A 21,938-nucleotide genomic window follows, 5' to 3' on the forward strand; every position below is an offset into this window, starting at 1 on the left:
CACACCGGCTCGGGCCTCACCCCGGCCCCAGCGCCCTCCCCGGGGCCGTCGCCGCACCTGGCCCCTCACCCCGGCCGAGGCGGGGTTGCCGCACAGCAGGTCTCTCCCCACGCCCGCGGGGCAGAGCCCTACTGCGCCGGGCGCCCCGGGCGGAGCGGCTCCTGGACAGTGGCCGCAGCCGTCCGACCCTGTTCCGAGAGGGCCTGACGCGACGGGAACCCGGCCGGGGCGCCTCGGCGGCACCCGTGCGGTCACGGCGCAGCACTCACGAGCAGCGACTCGAGGACGTCCGCCAGCGCAGCGGAGCCCCGTTCGGCATCGTCATCCTCCACGTGCTCCTCCGGGGAGTGGGACACCCCGGTCGGATTCCGGACGAAGATCATGGCCGTGGGGACGCAGTCGGCCAGGACGCCGGCGTCGTGCCCCGCACCGGTGGCCAGGACTGGCGCCCCGGGTAGGACCGCGCTCAGCCGGTCGCGGAGAGCGGGGTCGAAGGTCACCGCGGGGCTCACCGACTCCTCGTGGAGCTCCACCGTGCAGCCCTCCCCGGCGGCCGCCAGGCCCGCCCGGCGGCCGATCTCCAGCACGATAGCGGCCGTGACGGCGTCGTCGGGGTGCCGCACGTCGAGCCACAGGTCGACCCGGGAGGCGATGACGTTCGTCCCTCCGGGTACCGGCTGGAACCGGCCGACGGTGGCCCGGGACTGCGGGTGCTCCGCGGCCACCGCCCGCACCGCGAGCACGACCTGGGCGGCGGCGACGACCGGGTCCCGGCGGTCGGCGAGCAAGGTCGTCCCGGCATGGTTGCCCTGGCCGTGCACGGTGATCTGCCACCGGCCATGGCCGATGATCGAGGAGGCGACGGCCACGGGCGCACCCAGGTCCACCAGACCGCGCCCCTGCTCGACGTGCAGTTCGACGAAGGCGCCGATGCGGTCCAGCGCCGTCCCGTCCCGCCCCATCCGATCCGGCTCGAGGCCGGCGCGCCGGGCGACGTCGGCGAACGTGTTGCCGTCGGCGTCGCGCAGGCCGAGTGCACGGTCGGGGCTCAGGGCACCGGTGAGCAACTGAGAGCTCAGGCAGGCCATGCCGAACCGGGAGCCCTCCTCCTCGGGGAAGACCGCGATCGCCAGGGGCCGGTCGGGCGTGACGCCGCGTTCGCGCAGCAGGTCCACCGCGCGCAGCGCGGAGGCGACGCCCAGCGGCCCGTCGAAGGCGCCGCCTCCCGGGACGGAGTCGAGGTGGCTCCCCGTCACCACCGCGTCGACCAGCGGCTGACCGCCGGGATTCCACCATCCCCAGAGGATCCCGTTGCGGTCCACCTCCACCTCCAGGCCCCGGCGCGCGAGCTGGTCCCCCGCCCACTCGACGAGATCGCGCTCAGCCCGCGAGAAGACCGGCCGCGACCAACCACCCCGAACGGGATCGCGGCCCGTACCGGCGATCTGAGACAGCAGGCCGGCCGTCGTGTCAGACACCGGCGCCGGTCCTGACCCGGAACTCCGCCGGCGCCGACGCCGCCCCGGTCGCCACGTCGGCGCCCACCTCCCCCAGCAACGGGGCGAACTTCGCCCCGTGCCCCGAACACGGTGACACGACGGTCACCCCGTCGATCCCGTCGATCACGAAGTCCTCCGTGGGTGTGTTGGTGAACAGGCAGGTGGTCTCGGCGTAGGGCTCGGGCACCAGACCAGGCAGGAACCGGCGCACGTAGGTCACGACTCGCGCCCGGTTGGCGGGGTCGACGACGCCCGACTGCTCCGCGGCCGACCGGAGCCGGCGACCGCCGTTGTACTCGGCTACCTTCTGCCCGCGGAACTGTGCGTCTCGCCCCCCGGGCAGCGCGTACACCTGGATGTCGGCCCGCTTGTGGATCAACGTCGGCCAGGTGGCGGCCGGCGCCACCTCGTCGGCGTAGGGGAAGTGGAAGGCGTTCTCCTCCTTCACCTCGAGCGCCGGGAAGGCGTCCAGGAAACCCGCCGGCAGCTGCAGGGCGCCGAGCAGGTCGGGCAGCCAGCCACCCGCGCTCACCACGACGTGCCCGGCGCGCAGGGTCCGCCCGTCCGTCGAGACCGCGACGAAGCCGGAGCCGAGCCGCTCCAGCCGGGCCAGCGGCCACTCGGTGAGGACCTGCGCCCCGTGCGCCCGGGCAGCGGCGACCATCGCCTCGACCGTCGTCCCGGCGTCGAGCACCCCGGCTCCGGGGTGGTGCAGCACGTCGGTGTCGACGTCGATCTGCGGCCAGCGCCGGCGGGCCTCGGCCCGCGGCAGCACCTCGTGCTCCACCCCGGCCGCCGCGAGCACCCCGGCGAGCCGGTGCGGGTCGCGGGCCGCGCCGAAGTCCAGCGCGCCGGTCGGCGTGATCAGCGGCGCGCCGTGCAGCCGCTCGAGCTCCCGCCAGCCCGGCAGGGACCGCCGGACCAGGTCGGTCCACCGGCGTTCGGGGTAGGCGTAGCGGAAGATGCGGGCCGACCCGTGCGAGCTGCCGTCGGTCGCGGCGGGGGTGCGCCGTTCGACGAGCGTGACCTCCTCACCTCGCTGGGCGAGGTGCCACGCGATCGCCGCACCGGCGAGCCCGGCGCCGACCACCAGGTACTGCGAGGAGTTCACGGCTGTCCTTCCACGATCTCGACGACGACTGCGAGCCCCCCGCTGGACCGCACCGCACCGGCCTGCACGCCGACGACGGCGTCCAGTGGTGCCATCTGCTCGCCGTGCGCCACGGCGGCGCCGGCGAGCAGGACGAGCGCATCCGCGGCCGGTGCCGCCCCGTCCAGCCGGATGACGCGGACCGCCGCAGCGCAGTGCGCCCGATCGGCCATGACGTTGACCGCGAGCACCGGCCCCCCGGCCGGCGTCGCCACGACGCGCGCCTCCCCCGGGAACTCCAGCAGGTCCCCGGGCCCGAGCCACCGCTGCCCGCCGCCCCCGACCGCCAGACCGAGCCGGCCGCCCGCGACCACCAGCGTGCGGTCGCGACCGGCGAACAGGGAGAACTCCGCCGGCTCCGGCACGGTGGCGGCGCTCAGCCGCCAGCCCGCGGACGCGTGCAGCTCCCGGGTCAGGCCCGCCCCGTTGCGCCACCGCGTCCCGGCCGCCGCGGAGTAGCGGGTCAGAACCCCTGACCCGGTACCCACGACGTCCCCGCCAGCGGCACCCGGGCCATGGCGGCCGCCTCGATGGTGAGCGCGACCAGGTCCTCGGGCTCCAGCGAGTGCAGGTGCGCCTTGCCGCAGGCCCGGGCGATGATCTGCGCCTCCATGGTCATCACCCGGATGAAGTTCGCCAGCCGCCGTCCGCCCTGGACGGGGTCGAGGCGCTGGGCGAGCTCGTCGTCCTGGGTGGTGATCCCCGCCGGGTCCCGGCCGGCCTGCCAGTCGTCGTAGTACCCCGCCGCCGACCCGAGCTGCCGGTACTCCGCGTCCAGGTGCGGCGCGTTGTCACCGAGCGCGATGAGCGCGGCGGTGCCGATCGCCACGGCGTCGGCACCCAGCGCCATGCACTTGGCCACGTCGGCCCCGTTGCGGATGCCGCCCGAGACGACGAGCTGGACCTGCCGGTGCAGGCCCTCCTCCCGCAGCGCCTGGACGGCCTGCGGCAGCGCCGCGAGCGTGGGGATGCCGACGTGCTCGATGAAGACGTCCTGCGTCGCGGCCGTGCCGCCCTGCATCCCGTCGAGCACGATGACGTCGGCGCCGGCCTTGGCGGCGAGCTTGACGTCGTAGTAGGTCCGGGTTGCGCCGATCTTGACGTAGATCGGCTTCTCCCAGTCGGTGATCTCCCGCAGCTCCCGGATCTTGATCTCCAGGTCGTCGGGGCCGGTCCAGTCGGGATGCCGGCAGGCGCTGCGCTGGTCGACGCCCATCGGCAGGGTGCGCATGCCGGCTACGCGCTCGGTGATCTTCTGGCCGAGCAGCATCCCGCCGCCGCCGGGCTTCGCACCCTGCCCCAGCACGACCTCGATGGCGTCGGCCATGCGCAGGTGGTCGGGGTTCATGCCGTAGCGGGACGGGAGGTACTGGTAGACGAGGTGCTTGGACTGGCCTCGCTCCTCCGGGGTCATCCCGCCGTCCCCGGTGGTCGTGGAGGTGCCCACCTCGCTGGCGCCGCGGCCGAGCGCCTCCTTGGCCCGGCCGGAGAGCGCTCCGAAGCTCATCCCGGCGATGGTGACCGGCGTGGCCAGGTGCAACGGGTAGGTGGCGTTGCGGTTCCCAAGGACGACGTCGGTGTCGCAGCGCTCCCGATACCCCTCGAGCGGGTAGCGCGACATGCTGGCACCGAGGAAGAGCAGGTCGTCGAAGTGCGGGACCTTGCGCTTGGCGCCGCCGCCGCGGATGTCGTAGATGCCGGTCTCGGCGGCGCGCTGGATGTCGGCGATGGTCGCGCGGTCGAAGGTCGACGACTCGCGCAGCGTGGGGTTGTCGGTCACGGGTGCCCTTCCTCAGTACGCCGAGGCGTTGTCGACGTGGAAGTTGTAGAGCCGCCGGGCGGAGCCGTAGCGGCGGAAGGATGACGGGTCGGCGTCGATACCGGCGGCGGTCAGCAGCCCGGCGAGCTCGGCGAGGTGCTCGGCCCGCACCTCCTTCTCGACGCAGTCCGCGCCGAGCGACCGCACCGAGCCGGCCACGTAGAGACGGGCTTCGTAGAGCGAGTCGCCGAGCGCGTCACCGGCGTCGCCGCAGACGACCAGCCGGCCCGCCTGACCCATGAAGGCGCTCATGTGGCCGACGTCGCCACCGACGACGATGTCCACGCCCTTCATCGAGATGCCGCAGCGCGCCGCCGCGGACCCCTCGACGACGAGCAGCCCCCCGTGCGCGGTGGCCCCGGCCGACTGCGACGCGTTGCCGCGGATGCGGACTGTCCCGCTCATCATGTTCTCCGCGACACCGACGCCTGCATTGCCGTTGACGGTCACCGTCGCGGTCTTGTTCATGCCGGCGCAGTAGTAGCCGACGTGCCCGTCGACCAGGACGTCGACGTCGGCGTCCAGGCCCACGGCGATGTTGTGCCTGCCGTCGGGGTTCACGACCCGCCAGGTGGGCGACTTCTCGGCGACGTCCACCGCGTGCAGCGCGCTGTTGAGCGCGCGGACCTCAGACGCGGACAGGTCGACGAGGGTGGGCTCGGCCAACTCCACCCGCCCCTCCGCGAACTCCAGAGACGTGCTCAGCGCTGCCATGCGTAGACCTCTTCCGGCTCGGGCTCGAAGATGCGGGCGTTCTCGATGCCGGGCAGCCCCGCGAGGGCGCGGTACTCCGACGCCATGGCGACCCACTCCGGCGTCTCGGCGACGACGGCGGGCTTGCAGGCGATGGCGTCGCGGACGACCGCGAAGCTGTCCCGGTTGGCGACCAGCAGGGTGTAGAAGCCGTCGAAGCGCTCGCAGAGCAGCTTCAGCGACTTCTCGAGGTCGTAGCCGGCGGCCAGCTGGGCCGCGACGAACCGGGCGCCGACCTCGGAGTCGTTCTCGCTGTCGAACGTCATGCCGGCGGCCCGGAGCTCGCGGCGGATCGTGGCGTGGTTGGCGAAGGAGCCGTTGTGCACCAGGCACTGGTCCGGGCCCACGGAGAACGGGTGCGAGCCCTGCGGCGTGACCGCCGATTCGGTGGCCATCCGGGTGTGCGCGACGCCCTGCCAACCCTGCGCCGACGCGAGGCCGAACTCGGCGGCGAGGACCTGCGGGTGGCCGATGCCTTTGAGGACGGCGAGATCCTCGCCCTGGCCGATGACGACGGCCTCGCCCTTCCCCACCCGCCCGGCGGCGGCCCGGACGGCCTCGACGAGCGTGGCGGGGTCGGTCGCGGCGTGGACCACCAGCGTCTGCCCGGCGTCGACCACCACCGCCTCGGGCAGCCGCTCGCGCAGCGCCGTCCCCATCTCCTCGGCGCCCGCGCCGTCCGGGAGCAGCGACACCGTCGACTCCCCCGGCGGCGACCAGCGCGGATCGCCGTAGACGGCCACCCCGGCGGAGTCCGGCCCCCGCTCGGTGATCTGGCAGAGCATCCCGGTCAGCAGCTCACCGAGCCGGGGGTACAGGGAGGGCTCCCGCAGGTGGAGTCCGGCGATCCCGCACATGGGTGCTGTTTCCTCTCGACGATCCGGCTGGTCAGAAAGCGGTCACGTACCGGTCGACCTCCCAGGAGGTCACCTGCCCGTGCCACTCGAAGAACTCCTCGCGCTTGAGGCCGGCGAAGTAGGCCGCGACGCCCGGCCCGGCGACGTCGAGCGCACCGGCGACGACCGGATCGGACTCCATCGCCTCGACGGCGTGCAGGAGCGTGGGAGGGAGCGGGCTGCTGGTAGCCGCCCCGGGGTCACCCGGGTCCAGCCCCCGGCGCACCCCGTCCAGCCCGGCGGCCAGCGCGGCCGCCGCGGCGAGGTAGGGGTTGGCCGAGCCGTCCCCTCCCCGCAGCTCCACCCGGTTGCCGTCCGGCACGCGCAGCAGGTGGGTCCGGTCGTTGCCGCCGTAGGACGCCGTGCGCGGCGACCAGGTGGCGCCCGACCGCGTGCCGGTGGCGCCGGTCCGCTTGTAGGCGTTCACCGTCGGCGCGAGCACCGCCTGCAGACCGCAGGCGTGCTCGATCAGCCCGGCGACGAAGGAGTAGGCCAGCGCCGAGAGCCCGAGGCCCCGCGGGTCCGCGGCGTCCGGGAACACCGGTGCCCCGTCGCGCCACAGCGAGAGGTGCATGTGCAGGCCGCTGCCGGTCCGGTCGGTGAACGGCTTGCCCATGAAGGTGGCCGTCATGCCCCGCTGCTCGGCGAGGACGGAGAGCAGGTACCGGAGGGTGACCACCCGGTCGGCGGTGGTCAGCGCGTCGGCGTAGGCGAAGTTCTGCTCGAACTGCCCGTTGCCGTCCTCGTGGTCGTTGGCGTAGTTGCCCCAGCCCAGCCCGTTGATGGCCCGGGAGACCTCGGTCAGGTGGTCGTACATGCGGGTGAGGCCGCGGGCGTCGTAGCAGGGCCGCTCGGAGGTGTCCTTCGGGTCGGCCGGGCGCAGGGCGCCGTCGGGGCCCCGCTCGACGAGGAAGTACTCGACCTCGGCGCCGACCTTGAGGTCCAGGCCGAGCTCCGCGGCGCGGGCCAGCTGCTCCTTCAGGATCACGCGCGGCGCGTACGGCCAGGGCCGGCCCTCGACGTGCGGGTCGCAGTGCACGATCGCCAGCCCCGGCCGGATGAACGGCACCGGCATGTACGAGGCCGGGTCGGGAATCGCGATGAGGTCCGGGTCCTTCGGCTCCTGACCCATGGCGCCGACGGCGTACCCGGCGAAACCGACGCCCTCGGTCTGCAGCTCCTCGACCGCCTCGACCGGGACCAGCTTGGCGCACGGCTTGCCGGTGAGGTCGACGAAGAGCGCCAGGATGAACTGCGTGCCGTCGGCGCGGGCCCGCGTGGCGAGGTCCAGCACCTCGGGTGCGGCCGCGACGGCCGCCGGCGGGGCCTCGGGGCGGGTGGCGGTGAGCGACACGGGATCCTCCTGCGACTGTCCACTGACATGAACCTCTGTCACGCAGGAGTGAACACTTCATCGGTTTCCGCGGCGTTACGGTCGCGCCAGGTTCGTGTTGCGCCGGACCTCGTGCGACGCGCCGGAGGCCGGCCCGCGACGGGGACCGGCCTCCGGTTTGTCTCGTGGCTGCCGCCGGGAGGCGGCGGTGGGTCAGACGGGCGACTTCGGTGCGGCGGCGACCGGCGCCGGGGGCACCTGGTCGGGGCCGTAGACGGTCGCGCCCACCCGGGTCGGGCTGACCCCCCGGTCGAAGTCGTACGCCGACTCGGCATGGACGGCGACGTCCAGCCCGGCGTCCTCCGTCGCCTCGTCGACGCGCAGCCCGATGGTGCGCTGCAGCACCCATGCGACGGCGTAGGTCATCACGAAGGAGAACGTGCAGGTGGCGACGATCGCGACCAGCTCGCGCCAGACGATGTCGAAGCTGCCGCCGAGCAGGACGCCCTGCACGCCACCCGGCGAGTTCGACGCGCCGATGAGCATGACGCAGAGGGTGCCGGCGATGCCGCCGACGCCGTGCACGGCGAACGCGTCGAGGCTCTCGTCGATGCCCAGCCTGGTCTTCCAGGTCACCGCCCAGGCGACGGCCGCACCGGCGACGAAGCCGACCACCAGCGCGCCGACGGCGTTCACCGTGTCTGCCGAGGGGGTGATGCCGACCAGGCCGGCGATGGCGCCGGAGGCCATGCCGAGCGTCGTCGCGTGGCCGTCGCGCAGCCTCTCGACCAGCAGGAAACCGAGGATGCCGGTGGACCCGGCGAGGAGCGTGGTGAGGACGACGTACTGCGCGAGGAAGTTCGCCCCGGCCGCGGACCCGCCGTTGAAGCCGATCCAGCCGAACCAGAGGATGCCGGCGCCCAGGACGACCAGCGGGAGGCTGTGCGGCCGGTGCGTCGGGGAACGCCGCTTGCCCAGGACCATCGCCAGCGCCAGGGCGGCGACGCCGGCATTCATGTGCACGGCGGTGCCACCTGCGAAGTCGTGCAGCTGCAGCTCGTTGCGCATCCAGCCCCCGACGACGCCGCTCTCCTCGTCGCTGAAGGCGAACACCCAGTGCGCGAGCGGGAAGTAGACGAGGGTCAGCCAGACGGCGGAGAAGACCAGCCACGAGCCGAACTTCATCCGGCCGGCCGCGCCGCTGGCCACGATCGCGATGGTGATCGCGGCGAACAGGATGAAGAAGGCGGTCCAGTAGACGCCTTCCGCGCCACCGGTGCCGCCGTCGTCGTGGAAGCCGGCGAGACCGAGGTGGTCGACCGGGTTGCCGATCAGCCCCCAGCCGCCGAGGGAGTCGCCCGACACCAGGCCGTAGCCGAAGAGGACGTAGAGGACGCTCGTCACGGCGAGCGTGCTCATGACCATCATCACCATGTTGAGCATGTTCTTGCTGCCGAGCATGCCCCCGTAGAACAGGGCGAGGCCCGGGAACATCAGGAGCACGAGCGCGAACGCCGCCAGGAGCCAGGCGAGGTCGGCTGCGGGCATGAGCCACTCTCCTCAGGTCAGTCGGGCGGGACCGGCCACGCCACGAGATCGGTGGGTCGCACCGGGAGACCGGTGCGCGACGCCACGGCCGACGACCGCTGGGTGCCGGTGCTGGGAGCACCGGGCGCGGGGCGGCCACCGCGTGTCACGCCGTGAAACGGAGTCTCATGGCACTGGACGCGCTCGTGGGTTACTTCGACGTGAATCTGCGTTACGAAAGCAAGAGGTTCTGCCGCGCGCGCACGGCGTGACCGGTCGGTCTAGAGGAGGTGCCCGTAGCCGGTGACGGTCAGGAAGCGGATGGGCAGCTCGGTCAGCTCGACCGGCCCGTGCGGCCCCTCGCCGTCGAAGACCAGCGAGTCGCCGGGACGCATCTCGTAGCGGGCCTCCCCGTGGCCATAGGTCAGCGCGCCCTCGAGGACGTAGATGAACTCGGTACCCGGGTGCTGGAAGAGCGGGAAGACCTCGCTGGCCTCCGTGAGGGTGACCAGCAGCGGCTCGAGCCGCTTGTGCTCCCCGCGCAGCGCCCCCAGGAGCTGGTAGAGGTGGCCGACGTTGCTGCCCCGGCGGACGATCTGCGCGCCGTGGCCGGCAGGGGTGAAGACCGCCTCGCGCTCGGCGTCCACCCCACGGAACAGCGCCGTGACCGGCACCGCCAGCGCCTCGGCCAGCCGCGCCAGGCTGGACAGGCTGCAGGAGGTCTGGGCGTGCTCGATCTTGGACAGCATCGCCTTGCTCAGCCCCGTGCTCCGCGCGAGCTCGGCCAGCGAGACGCCCTTGGCCAGCCGGAACTCGCGGACGCGCATCGCGATGACGTCCTCCAGCTGACCGCCGGGCGCGTCGTCGAGCCCGCCGGGCTCGGGGATGGCCTCCACGGCGCGAGCATAGGGTCCCCGCCGGCCCCCAGCGGGCGCCGCCGCGACCGCATGACCCGGACGGGAGGGGGCGCCCGTGGCCGCGGGCGACTCCCGTCACGCACTCGTTACAGCACCGACACCCATCTGATCGTCCACTCCCGTTACATGTCGTCCACCCACAGGGATCGGTCGCCTCGACCGGACCCGCGCTGAGGAGGCGGACATGACCACCACCGGCACCATCGTCTTCGGACATGCGAGCGGCACCTACCAGGACCTCCCGAGCATGGAGGTCCCCGGCGTCAACGCCGCCATCGGCGACACCTTCGCCAACCCCGGGGGCTCGGAGCTGTGCTCGGGGTTCTTCGAACTGCTCGCCGGCGAGCCCCTGGACTACACCTACACCTACGACGAGATGAAGGTCGTGGTGGAGGGCGAGTTCCGCCTCACCGACCTCGACAGCGGCACGCAGGTGGTCGCCCGCCCCAAGGACGTGCTGTTCTTCCCGAAGGGCTCGCGGATCCGCTTCGAGACCCCCGACCGGGCGCTGGGCTTCTACACCGGCCAGCGGTCCTTCGCTCCCTGATCGGCATGGGGATCGAGCACACCAGCGTGCCGCGGTGGGCAGCCGCTCCGCCGGCCATCCCCCACGGCATCCGCAGCGCCGCCGTCCTCGGCCTGGACGAGGCCGCCGGCCCCGTCGTCTCCGCCTGGGCGGCGGAGGCGGCGGCCGCTGGGGCGGCGGTGAGCGTGCTCCGGGCGCGCAGCACCACCGAGGCCCTGGCCTGGGTGGACGCCCGCGCGAGCGAGGCCCTGGTCGGCTGGCGGCTGCTCGTGGCGGGCCCGGAGGACGGCGTCCTCCGGGCCCGTGCCCGCGCCCTCCGGCTTGGGGCCGTCCCGGCCGAGGTGCTCACCCACGTGACGGGGATCCCCACCCGCCGGGTCCACTGCGCCCACTGCGCGCACGAGACGGGGACCTCCGCCGCGATCGGCGCGACCTGCACCTGTGGGGGGTGCGGGCGGACGCTGCACGTCTACCACCACGTCTCCCGGCGGCTGGGCGCCTACCTCGGCTTCATGGTGGACGCCGAGGACGCCGCGACGACGGAGGTGCCGGCATGACCGTGGTGGCCCCGCCGGCGCCCGCGGACACCGCGGTGCACGCCCGGCCGGGCACCCGCCGGCTCCGGGTGACCGACGTGCGGGACGCGGCAGCCGGCATCCGGACGGTCGAGTTCGTCCCCGCCGACGGCGGACCGCTGGCCGCCCACCCCCCCGGCAGCCACCTGGTGCTGCACTGCGGCGAGCGGCGCAACGCCTACTCGCTGACCGGCTCGGGCATCGCGCCGGAGAGCTACTCGGTCTCGGTGCTGCTCTGCCCCGACGGGTCCGGCGGCTCGCGGTGGGTCCACGGGCTGGCGGTCGGCGACGTCGTGGCCGCCGATGGGCCGCGCAGCGCGTTCGCTCCGGTCGCCACCGCCCGGCACCACCTGCTCGTCGCCGGCGGCATCGGCATCACCCCGCTGCTGTCGCACGCCCGCGCCGCGGCCCGCTGGCACCGGGACTTCACGCTGCTCTACGGCTACCGCCCTGGCGCCGGGGCGCACCTGGGCGAGCTGCGAGCCCTCTGCGGTCCGCGCTTGGAGGAGCACCCGGACGTGGCCGCCTTCGTGGAACGCATCGAGGGCGCCCTCGCCGCCGCCCCGCTCGGCACACACCTCTACGCCTGCGGGCCTGCAGCCCTCCTCGACACGGTGCTCGGGACGGCGGAACGGCTGGGCTGGCCGGAGGCGCGGGTGCACACCGAGCGCTTCTCCGCCGCCGCGCTCGACCCGGGCGACCCCTTCGAGGTCACCCTCACCCGGTCCGGCAGGCGGATCGCGGTCCCCACGGGGGTGACCCTGCTGGAGGCCCTCGAGACCTCCGGCGTCCCCGTGCCGAACCTGTGCCGGCAGGGGGTCTGCGGCGAGTGCCGCGTCCCCGTCGTCTCCGGCTCCCCCCTGCACCGCGATCTCTTCCTCAGCGAGGCCGAGAAGGCCGCCGCCGACAGCGTCATGTGCTGCGTCTCCCGCAGCACCGGCCCCACCCTGGAGCTCGACCTGTGACAGCCACCGACATCCCCGACCGGACCCTGCCCGCCCGCATCACCTCGTTCCCCTTCCCCTTCCCGACCGATGCCTACCGGTACAGCACCAACGTGGAGCCGGCGCTCGCGCCGCGGCCGACCGCCGCCGGCAGCTGGGGCGAGCACGTGCTGCACGTCGACGAGCACTACGCCTCGGACAGCGCCGAGTGCGCCGCCCTGCTGGCCGCGGACCCGACCCGCCTGCAGGAGCTGCCGCACATGAGGCCGGCCGCCTGGGACGCGATGCTCTACGTCATGGGGGAGCTCCAGCGGGCCCGCCCGGACGCGTTCGCGCTCGACCGCATCGGCGGGGACCGCTGGCGCTGGCGCAACGCGCTGCTGGACGTGGAGCAGGAGTTCACCTTCGGCGACGACGCGACGCTGCCGTCCGGCCCGCTGGAGTTCGTCGCGCCGCAGGTCCAGGACGACCTCGTGCTCCTGGACCAGCGCGAGGGCGCGCTGTGGGCCGACGCCGGCGTCGTCACCGCGGCCGCGGACTGGTCGATGCGCTTCGACGTGGGCATGAGCTTCCCCGAGATCCACGGCCCGGTCCCGCGCGTGCACCCGGAGGGCGTCATCGACCGCGCGCACCAGTTCCTCATGCGGCTGCAGCCCGGTGAGGCCTACCGGCGCACGAACTGGACCATGACCGTCGGCCGGCGGCTGGACACCGCGACCGAGACCTATCCAGAGTGGGGCCCCGACCGGCGCCTGGTACTCGAGCAGGACCTCGGCGCCCGGCTGCACCTGCGCGTGGAGGTCCAGCACCTGGTCCGCCTGCCCAGCTCGGGGACGGTGCTGTTCCTCATCCGCACCTACCTGCTGCCGCTGGAGGACCTGGCGCGGGTGCCCGCGTGGCGGGACCGGTTCGCCGCCGTCCTCGAGGAGCTGCCGGACGACATGGCCGACTACAAGGGCCTCACCCGCTTCCGCTCCGCCGCGGTCGCGTGGCTGCGCGGTGCGGCGTGACCGCCGTCCTGACCGGTGAGCAGCTCCGGCCGCGCCGCACGAGCGTGCCGTCGTGGCCGACGCAGCCGCCGGCGCTGGACCCCGCAGGCCGCGTGTTTCTCCTCGTGCAGGTCGGCGGCCGCGCCGCGGAGGTCATCGACCGGTGGGCGGCCGAGGCGCGGGAGCACGGCCGGCCGGTACGGCGCTGGGGGCTCCCGGGCGTGGACGCGTCGTCCGCTCCCGCGCTCGCCCGCCGCCTCGACGGGATGCACGTCGGCGGCCGGGTGCTGGTGGCGGGGCCCGAGGCCGATGTCCTCGCTCTCGTCGCCCTGGCCCGCGGGATGGGGCTGCTGCCCGAGGAGATCACCGCCTTCGCCGTCGATCGGGGGCTGATCCCGGTGTTCTGCGTCCACTGCGAGACCACCGCGCGGCTGGCGGTCGCGCCCGGTGCGGAGGTCGGCTGCCCCGGGTGCGGCCTGCGGCTCGAGGTGCACGAGCACGCCTCGGGGCACCGGGGCAGCTACCTCGCCTCCGCGGTGACCGGGGCGGGGCACGCCGGATGAGCCTCCTGGCGACGCGTCCGCTGCGGGTCGCACGGGTCGAGGCGGTGACCGACCGGGTGCGGCAGATCGTGCTGGCCGACCCGGACGACCGGCCGCTGCCCGGGTACGCGCCCGGCAGCCACCTGGTGGTCACCGCCGGCGGCACCCGCAACGCATACTCCCTCACCGGCTCGGGCATCGCCCCGCGCGACTACCGGATCTCGGTGCTGCGCACCGGGGACGACGGGGGTTCGGCCTGGCTGCACGACGCCCTGCAGGTCGGCGACCTGCTGCCGGTCGAGCCGCCGCGCTCGGCGTTCCGGCCGGAACTGGCCGCGCGGAAGGCGTTCCTCGTCGCGGCGGGCATCGGAGTCACGCCGATCCTGTCGCACCTGGCGGCTGCCCGGGCGTGGGGACGCCCCGTGGAGGTGGTCTACGGCTACCGACCGGGCGAGGCCGCCCACCTGGAGGAGGTGCGTGAGCTCGCCGGCCCGGACCTGGTGGAGGCGCAGGGCCGGGCGGCCCTCACCGGCGCGCTGCGCGAGCGGATGGCCGTCCAGCCCTGGGGCACGCACGCCTACGCCTGCGGCCCGGCGGCCGTCCTGGACCTGTTCACGGCGACGGCGCGGTCGGCCGGCTGGCCACCGGCCCGGGTGCACCTCGAGCACTTCCAGGCCCCGGAGCGCTCCCCCGGCCGGCCGTTCACCGCCCGGCTGCGGCGCAGCGGCCGGGAGCTCCCCGTGCCCAGCGGCACGAGCCTGCTCGACGCGGTGCTCGGCGCCGGCGTCGACGTCCCGAACATGTGCCGGCAGGGCGTCTGCGGCCAGTGCCTGGTTCCCGTGGCTGCCGGCCGCGTGGAGCACCGGGACCTGGTCCTGGACGAGTCCGACCGGCAGTCCTCGACCCATCTGCTCGCCTGCGTGTCGCGGGCGGCCGACACCCACCTGGAGCTGGACCTGTGAGCGATCTGACGCGGCTGCCCTGGCCCTTCGCCCCCGCCGACCGGACCTTCCGGTACACGGTCAACGTCGAGCCCGCCCGCCGGCGCGTCGAGACGCCCGCCGGGTCCTGGGGCGAGCACGTCGTCGACCTGGGCGACGACTACGTCGAGCAGATGGCGGTGCGCCGCGACGTGCTCGCCCGCGACCCGGGGCGGCGGCAGGTGCTCCCGCACATGGAGCCGGCGTGCTGGGACATGCTCCTGCACCTGCTCGGTGAGCTGGTGGTCGCCCGCCCCGACGCCATGCAGCTGACCGACCTCGGTTCCGGGGCGTTCGGCTGGCGCAACGACCTCCTCGGCATCGAGCAGTCGTTCGTCCTGGGCGACGCCGCCACGCTGCCGACCGACCCGCTCACCTGGATCGGCTGCCAGGTACCCGACGACATCCTCATGGTGAGCGACCGCGGCGGCCGGCTGTGGTTCGACGCCGCGCTGGTGACCTGGGCCGCCGCGTGGTCGGTGAAGTTCGACATCGGCATGCACCTCGACGAGATCCACGGACCCGTGCCGCGGCTCAACGAGGACGGCGTGACCAGCCGCGCCACGCGGTTCATGCGCGGCATCACGGCCGACCAGACCTACCGCCGGGTCAACTGGACCTTCTCCGCGCATGGGTCCCCGCGCCGGGACATCAGCCTGGAGGTCAAGCCGGAGTGGGACGCCGACATCCCCCGACTGGTGCGCGACGGCGACTTCGGGCGGCTGCAGCTGCGCATCGAGCTGGAGCACCTGACTCGTCTGCCCCTGACCGGCACGCTGACGTTCAACATCCGCACGTACATGGCGCCGCTGGACGAGATCGTCATGGTCCCCGGCTGGGGCGAGCAGCTGGCGGCGATCGTCGACGAGCTCCCGGCCGACATCGCGGAATACAAGGGCATCGCCCCCTACCGCGACGAGGTCGTGGCCTGGCTCGGCGACGCCACGCGCGCCACCGCCGCGGCCTGACCTTCTTCCGCCCACGGCTCGAGGAGGACTTCGGTCGTCCGAGCCGGAGGAAGTGGACGTCCCCTCCCCCCGTGCCGGCGCACACCGGCCGAGAACCGGCGCCGGGCGGCGGCTGCCTGCCGCGCCCGGCAGACTCGGGAGGAGCGCGGCCGGTCGGGCCGGATGACGGAGGTCGAGCCGCATGGCTGTGCAGGAGTCGGGCTCCGCGCTGGGCGACGACGTCTCCCTGGGCCTGACCCAGCGGGAGGCCGAGGCCCGACGGCGGCGGGGCGAGGGCAACGTCGCCGTGAGCGCCTCGTCCCGCGGCTACGCCCGGATCATCCGCACGAACGTCTTCTCCTTCTTCAACATCATCCTGTTCGTCATCGGCGCCGCGCTGCTCGCGCTGGGCCGCTACAGCGACGCCTTCACCAGCGTCGGCCTCGGCCTGCTCAACGCCGCGATCAGCGCCGTGCAGGAGATCCGCGCCCGGCGCAAGCTCGACCGGCTGCAACTGCTCGACCGCAGCCGGGTCACCGTCGTGCGCGACGGGCGGGACGTCGAGGTGGCCCCGGAGGACGTCGTCCGCGGTGACGCCGTCCACGTGCGCCCCGGCGACCAGCTCGTCGTCGACGGGCGGGTGCTCGACGGCGGCCGGGTCGACGTCGACGAGTCACTGCTGACCGGGGAGTCCGAACCGCTGCACAAGGTTCCGGGTGACGACCTCCTGTCGGGGAGCTTCTGCGTCGGCGGCGAGGGGTACCAGCTGGCGCGGGACGTCGGCGCGGCCAGCTACGCCAGCCGGCTGACCGCGGACGCACGGCGGTCCAGCACCGACCGGACGCCCCTGCAGGACCGCATCGACTTCGTCGTCCGGCTGGTGATGCTCCTCGTCGCGCTGATGAGCGTGACGATCCTGTTCCAGGCGGCGCTCGAAGGGTTCTCCCTGGTCCGGGTCGTGCAGACCACCGCGGTGCTCTCGGGGCTGGTCCCCTACGGCTTGTTCTTCCTCGTGACCGTCGCCTACACCGTGGGCGCGGCCAGGAGCAGCGGCCGCGGCGCCCTCGTGCAGCAGGTGAACGCCGTGGAGTCGGTCAGCAACGTCGACGTCGTCTGCACGGACAAGACCGGCACGCTGACGACCGGTCGGCTCGGCCTCGCGGCGGTGCAGCCGGTCGGCGGGATGACGTCCGAGGCGGCCGGCCTGCTGGTCGGCTCCATGGCCCGCAGCACGTCGGCGCCCAACCTCACCACCACGGCGCTGGCCGGCGCCCTGCCCGGCGAGAGGTGGGCGGTGCGCGACGAGATCCCCTTCTCGTCGGCCCTGCGGTGGAGCGCGCTGCGCACCGATGAGGGGCTCTACGTGCTGGGCGCGCCCGACCGGCTGGGTCCGCACCTCTCCGGTCCCGCGCTGACCGACACCGTGGGCGACCTGACCGCGCAGGGGCTCCGGGTCCTCGTCGTCGCCCGCGCCGCCGCGGACACCCCTGTCCGAGACCCCGCCGGGCGACCGCAGCTCCACGCTCTCGAGCCGGTCGCCGTCGTCTCCCTCGCCGACGAGCTGCGCCCCGACGTGCCGGAGACCATCGCGGGGTTCGCGCGGGACGGCATCGACCTCAAGGTCGTCTCCGGCGACGACCCGCGCACGGTGGCGGCCTTGGCCCGGCAGGCCGGCCTGGACGCCGGGGTCCCGGTGGCCGGTGCCGAGCTCGACGGTCTGTCCGACCCCGAGCTGGACCGGGTCGTCCGGCGGGCGGCGGTCTTCGGCCGCATCGCCCCGGAGCAGAAGGAGCGGCTCGTCGAGTCGCTGCGCCGGCAGGGACGTTACGTCGCCATGATCGGGGACGGCGTCAACGACGCCCGCGCCCTCAAGCGGGCCCACGTCGGGGTGGCGATGAAGAGCGGCAGCGCCGTCGCGCGCGACGTCGCCGACATCGTGCTGACCGACGACTCGCTCGCGGCGCTGCGGCCCGCACAGCACGAGGGGCGCCGGATCATCAACGGCATCGGCACCTCGATGCAGGTGTTCCTGGCCCGGGTCAGCACCCAGGGTCTGGTGATCCTCGCCGTCACCATGCTGGGGCTGGGCTTCCCGTACTCACCGGCCAACGTCGGGCTGACCCTGCTCACCGTGGGGGTGCCGACGCTGTTCCTGACGGCGTGGGCGCATCCGATCGCACCCGACCCGCACCTGCTGGCGAACCTGGGGCGGTTCGTCGTCCCCGCGGCGGTGACCACGGCCGCCGGCGGGGTGGCGCTGTACGCCTACCACTACACGTTCCTGTTCGAAGGGCTGAGCCGCTCCGGCACCCCCGAGGAGGTGCTCGCCGCGTTCGAGCGCTACACCGGGCTCTCGTCGGACGACGTCGGGTTCGCCGAGGCGGCGGCGACCATCGGCGCCCAGACGGCCCTCTCCACGTTCGTCTCCTTCGCCGCGTTCCTGCTCATCCTGTTCCTGCGGCCACCGAGCCGGTTGTTCGCGGCGTGGACCCGGCCCGACGGCGACAGACGCCCGGCCGTGCTCGTCGCCGTGCTGGCCGCGGTCTTCACCGGCAGCCTGTTCATCCCTGCCGTCAGCGACTACTTCGGGCTCACCGGCGCCGCGGACCCGGTGTTCTTCACCGTGCTGCCGGCGTTGCTGGTCTGGTTCGCCGTCCTGAGCGCGGCCTACCGGTTCCGCGTTCTGGAGCGCACCCTCGGGCTGGCGCGCGTCGGCGTGGCCCCGCGCTGATCCGCCTCGGGCCACTTGGAGGTGCCGGCCGGCAGGGCAGGCGCTCCGGCGGCCGACCAGCCCTGGGGAAGAAGGGGCCGCGCGCCTCTCAGGGGAGTTCCGCACCGCCGAGACCGGCGTCACGAGCCATCGCGATCGCCTGGGGCCGGGACACCGCGGGCAGCTTCGTTAACACCGTCGACACGACGTTGCGCACGGTCTTCTCCGACAGGTAGAGGCGGCGGGCGATCTCCCCGTTGCTCAACCCGCGGGCGACCAGGTCGAGCACCTCGTGCTCCCGCTCGGTCAGCTGCGGGAACGGCGTCAACCGCTCGGTACGGGTCATGAGCCGCGTGAGCACCGCTGGACCGACCGCCGCGCCGAGGATCACCTCGCCGTGCCCCACCGCCTCGAGCGCCCGGGTGATCTCCTGCCGGCTCGCCCCCTTCAGCAGGTAGCCGCGCGCGCCCGCACGGAGGGCCGCGGCGACGGTGTCGTCGTTCTCGACCATCGTGAGCACCAGGCACGCCGCAGCGGGCAGTTCGCTGGCCAGCGTCCGGATCGCCTCGAGCCCGTTGGTGCCCGGCATGTGCAGGTCCATCAGGACGACGTCGGGCCGCTCGGTGAGGGCCAGCGCGATCGCTTCGTCGCCGTCGGCCGCCTGCCCCACCACGCGGGCCCACGGCAGCGCGTCGACGAGCGCGGCGATGCCGGCGCGGAACATCGGGTGGTCGTCGGCCACGAGGACGGAGAGCTGCGCGGTCACGTCGCGACCTCCGCGAGCCGTTCCGGGACCGGAGCCGTGGGGTGGTGGTCCGCAGGCAGCGTCGCGACGACCGTCGTGCCGCCGCTGCCACCGGTGACGGTGCACGTCCCGCCCAGCTCGGTGGCCCGCTGGTGCATCGAGGTGAGCCCCACCCCGGCCGTCGCCTGCCGCGGCAGCCCGATCCCGTCGTCGGCTACGCGCACCGTGATCACCCCGTCCTCGTGCGCGAGGTGCACGTCGACGTGCTGGGCCCCCGAATGTTTTGCCACGTTCGCCAGCGCCTCCGCGGTGATCCGGTACGCCGCGACCTCGGCCGCCGCCGACAGTCCGGTCAGCGGTCCTTTCCCCGTCACCGTGACCTCCACCCCGGCGGTGCGCAGGCGTTCCGCCATCTCCTGCACGGCCGACACCAGGCCGAGGTCGTCGAGCGCGGCCGGCCGCAGGTCGTCGACGATGCGCCGGACGCCGGAGACGCTGTCCCGCAGGTATCCGGCAGCGGCCTCGAGAACCGCGGCGGCGCGGTCGGGGTCGGTGTGCACGAGGTCGGCGGCGACGTCCAGTTGCATGGCGGTGGCGGCCAAGCCGGGGCCGAGGTCGTCATGCAGGTCGTGGCGCAGCCGCCGGCGCTCCTCCTCGCGCGAGGTCACGATGTGCTCGCGGGAGCGGTGCAGCTCCGCCTGGAGCGCGGTGGCGTGCGCCGCCACGGCGGTGTGGCGGGCCAGCTCCTCCAGCAACCTGCGCCCGCGCTCACCGAGGCCACCGGGTGGCACGGCGACCACGAGCTCCCCCACCGAGCGGCCGGAGTAGACGAGCGGCACGGTGAGCGTCTCCGCCCGCGGGTCGCGGCGTCCGTGCACCACCACGCCGTGGTGGGCGACGCGCAGTTCGGCGTACGGGAGCCGCAGGGTCCGCGCCACCACGTCCACCACCGTCGGGAGCACGGCGCTCGGTGAACTGGCGGACGCCAGCCGTTCCGCCAGCCGGGACACGCCCGCGTGCGGCTCGTCGGCCTGGCCGTAGAGCAGCCGGTTCACGGTCCGCTGCACGCGGTCCTTGAGCGGCTGCACCACCATCGCGGCGAGCACGAACAGGAGGAGGTCCCAGTCCTCCGTCACCCGCTGCGCCAGCCCGGTGAGCACTGCCAGGAGGCCGCCGTACGCGGCCAGCGTCAGCACGGAGAGCGCTCCGTAGACCAGCGCCCGGTTGACCACGACGTCGAGGTCCCACAGCCGGCGGCGGACCATGGCGTAGGTGATGGCGGCCGGGAGCGGCACCATGGCCGCCGCGACGAAGGCGGCCGAGGCGACCGGCAGGAACCAGCCCGCCACCAGCAGCGCCAGCGTCGCCACGGCGCCGGCGGCCACGAGGACCACGTGGTCGCGCTCCTGCCCCGACGCCCGGCGCAGGCGCAGCACGAGCGAGGCGATCCCGAGCAGCGCGGCGAGCACCACGACGGGCAGGGTGGCGCTCACGACGGTCCAGGCGCCGTCGACGGCCACCGGGTGGTCGAGCTCGCCGTAGAACACGGGGGGTGGGATGTCGCGCTGGTCGTAGGGCGTCACCGCCCACGCCACGGTGGCTGTGACCGTGGCGAGGACCGACACGCCCGCCACCCATCGCCAGCGCGGTGACGGCAGGGATCCGGTGGGCAAGAAGAGCAGGAGCACCGAGGGCACCAGCGTGTAGCCCGGCACCCAGGTGAAGCCGGCGACCCAGTACAGCAGCGCGCCCACCTGGTCCCCGGGGGTGCCGGTGAGCAGCAGGTGCGCCAGCGAGCCGCTGAACGACGACACGGCGTTGCTCAGGCCCACGACGACCATCAGCCAGCCGACCGGCGTGCGCGGCAGGCGGGCCGCGACGACGGCGCCGAGGGCGCCGTAGGCGATCCCGGCCAGGACCCCGCGCAGCGCACCCCCGGCTGGGTAGTCCGGCCCGTCAGCCGGCAGCAGCTGCAGCACCAGGGTGGCCGCCGCCAGCGCGACGCACGCCGCACCGCCGGCGGTGGCCAGGCGGTGCCACGGGTGCCGGCGGCGATCACCGGACGCGGAGCGCGGGTGCATGCCGGGATGTTCTCAGCAGAGGGCGTCCCGAGTGGGAGGGACGGCGGTCCTGCACCCGATCGGGACCGGCGTCCGATGACGGCAGGACGTCGCGGCCCGGAGCCTTCCGGCAGCTCGCACGGCACCCCCGCCGTCGAGACGACCTGGAGAGTTCGCCATGACCCAGCACGTCAGCACCCCCGCACCGACGACCGAGATCCGGATGGGCTCGGAGCTCAGCGCACCGGACCAGGCGGTCGTCACCGGCGCCAGCACCCGGGACGCCGCGCCGGCCGCACCCACCCACCGCGCCCGGGGATGGCGGCGGGCCGCCCTGGCCGGCGCCGCGCTGGTGTCGCCGGTCGCCATGGCCGCGCAGTACGCGCTCAACAGCGCCGGGCTACCGCGCCAGGACGCCGAGGTGTACCTGACCGCCGTCGCCGCCGACAGCGGCGCGATGGTCGCCTCGACGCTCGCCTACGCGCTCGCGATGACCACGATGGTGGCCGTCGGCGCGCTCGCCGCGGTGGTCCTCCGGCGCACCTCGCCGATCGCCTCCGCGCTGTCCGCGGCGCTGCTGGCCCTGGGGGCGGTCGGTGGGGGCGCGTTCGTCGGGCTCCGGCTGGCCGCGCTCGCCATGGTCGAGGACGGCGCCGTCCGGCCGGGCGGGGTCGCTGCCTTCGTCCGGCTGCAAGGGGCGATCATCGACCCGGTCGGGTGGCTGCTCGTCTGCGCCATCGTGGGCACCGTGGCGCTCGCCGTCGCCATGCACCGCTCCCGTCGCGCGATCGGCTGGTGGCCGGCGGCGGTGACCGTCGTCGGGTTCGTGCTCGCCAGCGGCGAGTTCCCGAACGCCGTCAGCGTCACCGGGGCCGTCGTGCAGGGCGCCGCACTCGTCCCGCTCGCACGGCTGGCCCTCGCGACCCGGGGCTGACGGAGCCGGCCGTCCTCCGTCGCGGGGCGGCGGTGCCAGGCAGGAGGCGTCCCCACGGTCACCGGCCGTGGGGACGCCGTCCCGCTCGTCGT

The 21,938-nt window shown here is 74.2% G+C and carries 20 protein-coding genes; 9 read left to right on the forward strand and 11 right to left on the reverse strand.

Annotated elements, in window-relative coordinates; all coding sequences use genetic code 11:
- Positions 1-251 precede the first annotated feature (251 nt).
- The 9 genes from ACI792_RS09850 to ACI792_RS09890 all read right to left on the reverse strand — a co-directional run bounded on the left by ACI792_RS09850 (position 252) and on the right by ACI792_RS09890 (position 9,873).
- Positions 252-1,478 carry an allantoate amidohydrolase gene (locus ACI792_RS09850; protein WP_456602440.1) on the reverse strand — a complete coding sequence of 409 codons (1,227 nt, stop codon included), beginning with the start codon at positions 1,476-1,478 and terminating at the stop codon, positions 252-254.
- Positions 1,471-2,610, reverse strand: a complete 1,140-nt coding sequence (locus ACI792_RS09855) for an FAD-dependent oxidoreductase (protein ID WP_456602441.1) — start codon at positions 2,608-2,610, stop codon at positions 1,471-1,473. The genes ACI792_RS09850 and ACI792_RS09855 overlap by 8 nt, the downstream gene beginning before the upstream one ends.
- Positions 2,607-3,137: a HutD/Ves family protein gene (locus tag ACI792_RS09860; RefSeq protein ID WP_456602442.1), complete on the reverse strand. Its 531-nt coding sequence runs from the start codon at positions 3,135-3,137 to the stop codon at positions 2,607-2,609. Before ACI792_RS09860 ends, ACI792_RS09855 begins: the two co-directional genes overlap by 4 nt.
- Positions 3,113-4,429: an FMN-binding glutamate synthase family protein gene (locus ACI792_RS09865; RefSeq protein WP_456602443.1), complete on the reverse strand. Its 1,317-nt coding sequence runs from the start codon at positions 4,427-4,429 to the stop codon at positions 3,113-3,115. Before ACI792_RS09865 ends, ACI792_RS09860 begins: the two co-directional genes overlap by 25 nt.
- A 12-nt stretch (positions 4,430-4,441) precedes the next feature.
- Positions 4,442-5,182, reverse strand: coding sequence for a GltB/FmdC/FwdC-like GXGXG domain-containing protein (locus tag ACI792_RS09870; protein WP_456602444.1), 741 nt, complete (start codon positions 5,180-5,182; stop codon positions 4,442-4,444).
- Positions 5,170-6,078, reverse strand: a complete 909-nt coding sequence (locus ACI792_RS09875; protein WP_456602445.1) for a hypothetical protein — start codon at positions 6,076-6,078, stop codon at positions 5,170-5,172. The genes ACI792_RS09870 and ACI792_RS09875 overlap by 13 nt, the downstream gene beginning before the upstream one ends.
- Before the next feature lie 31 nt (positions 6,079-6,109).
- Positions 6,110-7,471 (reverse strand): type III glutamate--ammonia ligase, encoded by a 1,362-nt coding sequence (gene glnT, locus ACI792_RS09880; RefSeq protein WP_456602446.1) that lies wholly within the window; start codon positions 7,469-7,471, stop codon positions 6,110-6,112.
- Positions 7,472-7,663: 192 nt separating this feature from the next.
- The gene (locus tag ACI792_RS09885) at positions 7,664-8,998 is read right to left on the reverse strand and encodes an ammonium transporter (protein ID WP_456582958.1); all 1,335 of its coding nucleotides are present in this window, start codon (positions 8,996-8,998) and stop codon (positions 7,664-7,666) included.
- Positions 8,999-9,258: 260 nt separating this feature from the next.
- Positions 9,259-9,873, reverse strand: coding sequence for a helix-turn-helix domain-containing protein (locus tag ACI792_RS09890; protein WP_456602447.1), 615 nt, complete (start codon positions 9,871-9,873; stop codon positions 9,259-9,261).
- Positions 9,874-10,078: 205 nt separating this feature from the next.
- On the opposite strand from ACI792_RS09890, the gene ACI792_RS09895 reads away from it, so the two are divergent.
- From ACI792_RS09895 to ACI792_RS09930, 8 genes are all read left to right on the forward strand, one after another.
- The gene (locus ACI792_RS09895) at positions 10,079-10,441 is read left to right on the forward strand and encodes a cupin domain-containing protein (RefSeq protein ID WP_456602448.1); all 363 of its coding nucleotides are present in this window, start codon (positions 10,079-10,081) and stop codon (positions 10,439-10,441) included.
- A gap of 5 nt (positions 10,442-10,446) precedes the next feature.
- Complete coding sequence (locus tag ACI792_RS09900; RefSeq protein WP_456602449.1) at positions 10,447-10,977, forward strand: dimethylamine monooxygenase subunit DmmA family protein; 531 nt, start codon at positions 10,447-10,449, stop codon at positions 10,975-10,977.
- Positions 10,974-11,960 carry a PDR/VanB family oxidoreductase gene (locus tag ACI792_RS09905; protein ID WP_456602450.1) on the forward strand — a complete coding sequence of 329 codons (987 nt, stop codon included), beginning with the start codon at positions 10,974-10,976 and terminating at the stop codon, positions 11,958-11,960. Before ACI792_RS09900 ends, ACI792_RS09905 begins: the two co-directional genes overlap by 4 nt.
- Positions 11,957-12,949, forward strand: coding sequence for a heme-dependent oxidative N-demethylase family protein (locus ACI792_RS09910; RefSeq protein ID WP_456602451.1), 993 nt, complete (start codon positions 11,957-11,959; stop codon positions 12,947-12,949). The genes ACI792_RS09905 and ACI792_RS09910 overlap by 4 nt, the downstream gene beginning before the upstream one ends.
- Positions 12,946-13,491 (forward strand): dimethylamine monooxygenase subunit DmmA family protein, encoded by a 546-nt coding sequence (locus ACI792_RS09915; RefSeq protein ID WP_456602452.1) that lies wholly within the window; start codon positions 12,946-12,948, stop codon positions 13,489-13,491. The genes ACI792_RS09910 and ACI792_RS09915 overlap by 4 nt, the downstream gene beginning before the upstream one ends.
- On the forward strand, positions 13,488-14,432 hold the full coding sequence (locus tag ACI792_RS09920; protein ID WP_456602453.1) for a PDR/VanB family oxidoreductase: 945 nt from the start codon (positions 13,488-13,490) through the stop codon (positions 14,430-14,432). Before ACI792_RS09915 ends, ACI792_RS09920 begins: the two co-directional genes overlap by 4 nt.
- Entirely contained in the window at positions 14,429-15,418 is a 990-nt protein-coding gene (locus ACI792_RS09925) for a heme-dependent oxidative N-demethylase family protein (RefSeq protein ID WP_456602454.1), read from the forward strand. The genes ACI792_RS09920 and ACI792_RS09925 overlap by 4 nt, the downstream gene beginning before the upstream one ends.
- Positions 15,419-15,599: 181 nt before the next feature.
- Positions 15,600-18,128, forward strand: coding sequence for an HAD-IC family P-type ATPase (locus tag ACI792_RS09930; protein ID WP_456602455.1), 2,529 nt, complete (start codon positions 15,600-15,602; stop codon positions 18,126-18,128).
- An 88-nt stretch (positions 18,129-18,216) separates the two neighbouring features.
- Here the strand turns inward: ACI792_RS09930 and ACI792_RS09935 are convergent, their stop codons facing one another.
- Both ACI792_RS09935 and ACI792_RS09940 read right to left on the reverse strand, forming a co-directional pair.
- Complete coding sequence (locus ACI792_RS09935; protein WP_456602456.1) at positions 18,217-18,873, reverse strand: response regulator; 657 nt, start codon at positions 18,871-18,873, stop codon at positions 18,217-18,219.
- Positions 18,870-20,933, reverse strand: coding sequence for a sensor histidine kinase (locus tag ACI792_RS09940; RefSeq protein WP_456602457.1), 2,064 nt, complete (start codon positions 20,931-20,933; stop codon positions 18,870-18,872). Before ACI792_RS09940 ends, ACI792_RS09935 begins: the two co-directional genes overlap by 4 nt.
- Before the next feature lie 157 nt (positions 20,934-21,090).
- On the opposite strand from ACI792_RS09940, the gene ACI792_RS09945 reads away from it, so the two are divergent.
- Positions 21,091-21,846 carry a hypothetical protein gene (locus ACI792_RS09945; protein WP_456580546.1) on the forward strand — a complete coding sequence of 252 codons (756 nt, stop codon included), beginning with the start codon at positions 21,091-21,093 and terminating at the stop codon, positions 21,844-21,846.
- Positions 21,847-21,938: the final 92 nt, after the last annotated feature.

The organism is Blastococcus sp. SYSU DS0669 (assembly GCF_054050895.1).

What these genes read in the sequence shown, in the direction of transcription:
- ACI792_RS09870 (WP_456602444.1), bottom strand. Translation starts at nt 5,182, where the DNA reads ATGGCAGCGCTGAGCACGTCTCTGGAGTTCGCGGAGGGGCGGGTGGAG.
- ACI792_RS09875 (WP_456602445.1), bottom strand. Translation starts at nt 6,078, where the DNA reads ATGTGCGGGATCGCCGGACTCCACCTGCGGGAGCCCTCCCTGTACCCC.
- ACI792_RS09885 (WP_456582958.1), bottom strand. Translation starts at nt 8,998, where the DNA reads ATGCCCGCAGCCGACCTCGCCTGGCTCCTGGCGGCGTTCGCGCTCGTG.
- ACI792_RS09895 (WP_456602448.1), top strand. Translation starts at nt 10,079, where the DNA reads ATGACCACCACCGGCACCATCGTCTTCGGACATGCGAGCGGCACCTAC.
- ACI792_RS09900 (WP_456602449.1), top strand. Translation starts at nt 10,447, where the DNA reads ATGGGGATCGAGCACACCAGCGTGCCGCGGTGGGCAGCCGCTCCGCCG.
- ACI792_RS09905 (WP_456602450.1), top strand. Translation starts at nt 10,974, where the DNA reads ATGACCGTGGTGGCCCCGCCGGCGCCCGCGGACACCGCGGTGCACGCC.
- ACI792_RS09920 (WP_456602453.1), top strand. Translation starts at nt 13,488, where the DNA reads ATGAGCCTCCTGGCGACGCGTCCGCTGCGGGTCGCACGGGTCGAGGCG.
- ACI792_RS09930 (WP_456602455.1), top strand. Translation starts at nt 15,600, where the DNA reads ATGGCTGTGCAGGAGTCGGGCTCCGCGCTGGGCGACGACGTCTCCCTG.
- ACI792_RS09940 (WP_456602457.1), bottom strand. Translation starts at nt 20,933, where the DNA reads ATGCACCCGCGCTCCGCGTCCGGTGATCGCCGCCGGCACCCGTGGCAC.
- ACI792_RS09945 (WP_456580546.1), top strand. Translation starts at nt 21,091, where the DNA reads ATGACCCAGCACGTCAGCACCCCCGCACCGACGACCGAGATCCGGATG.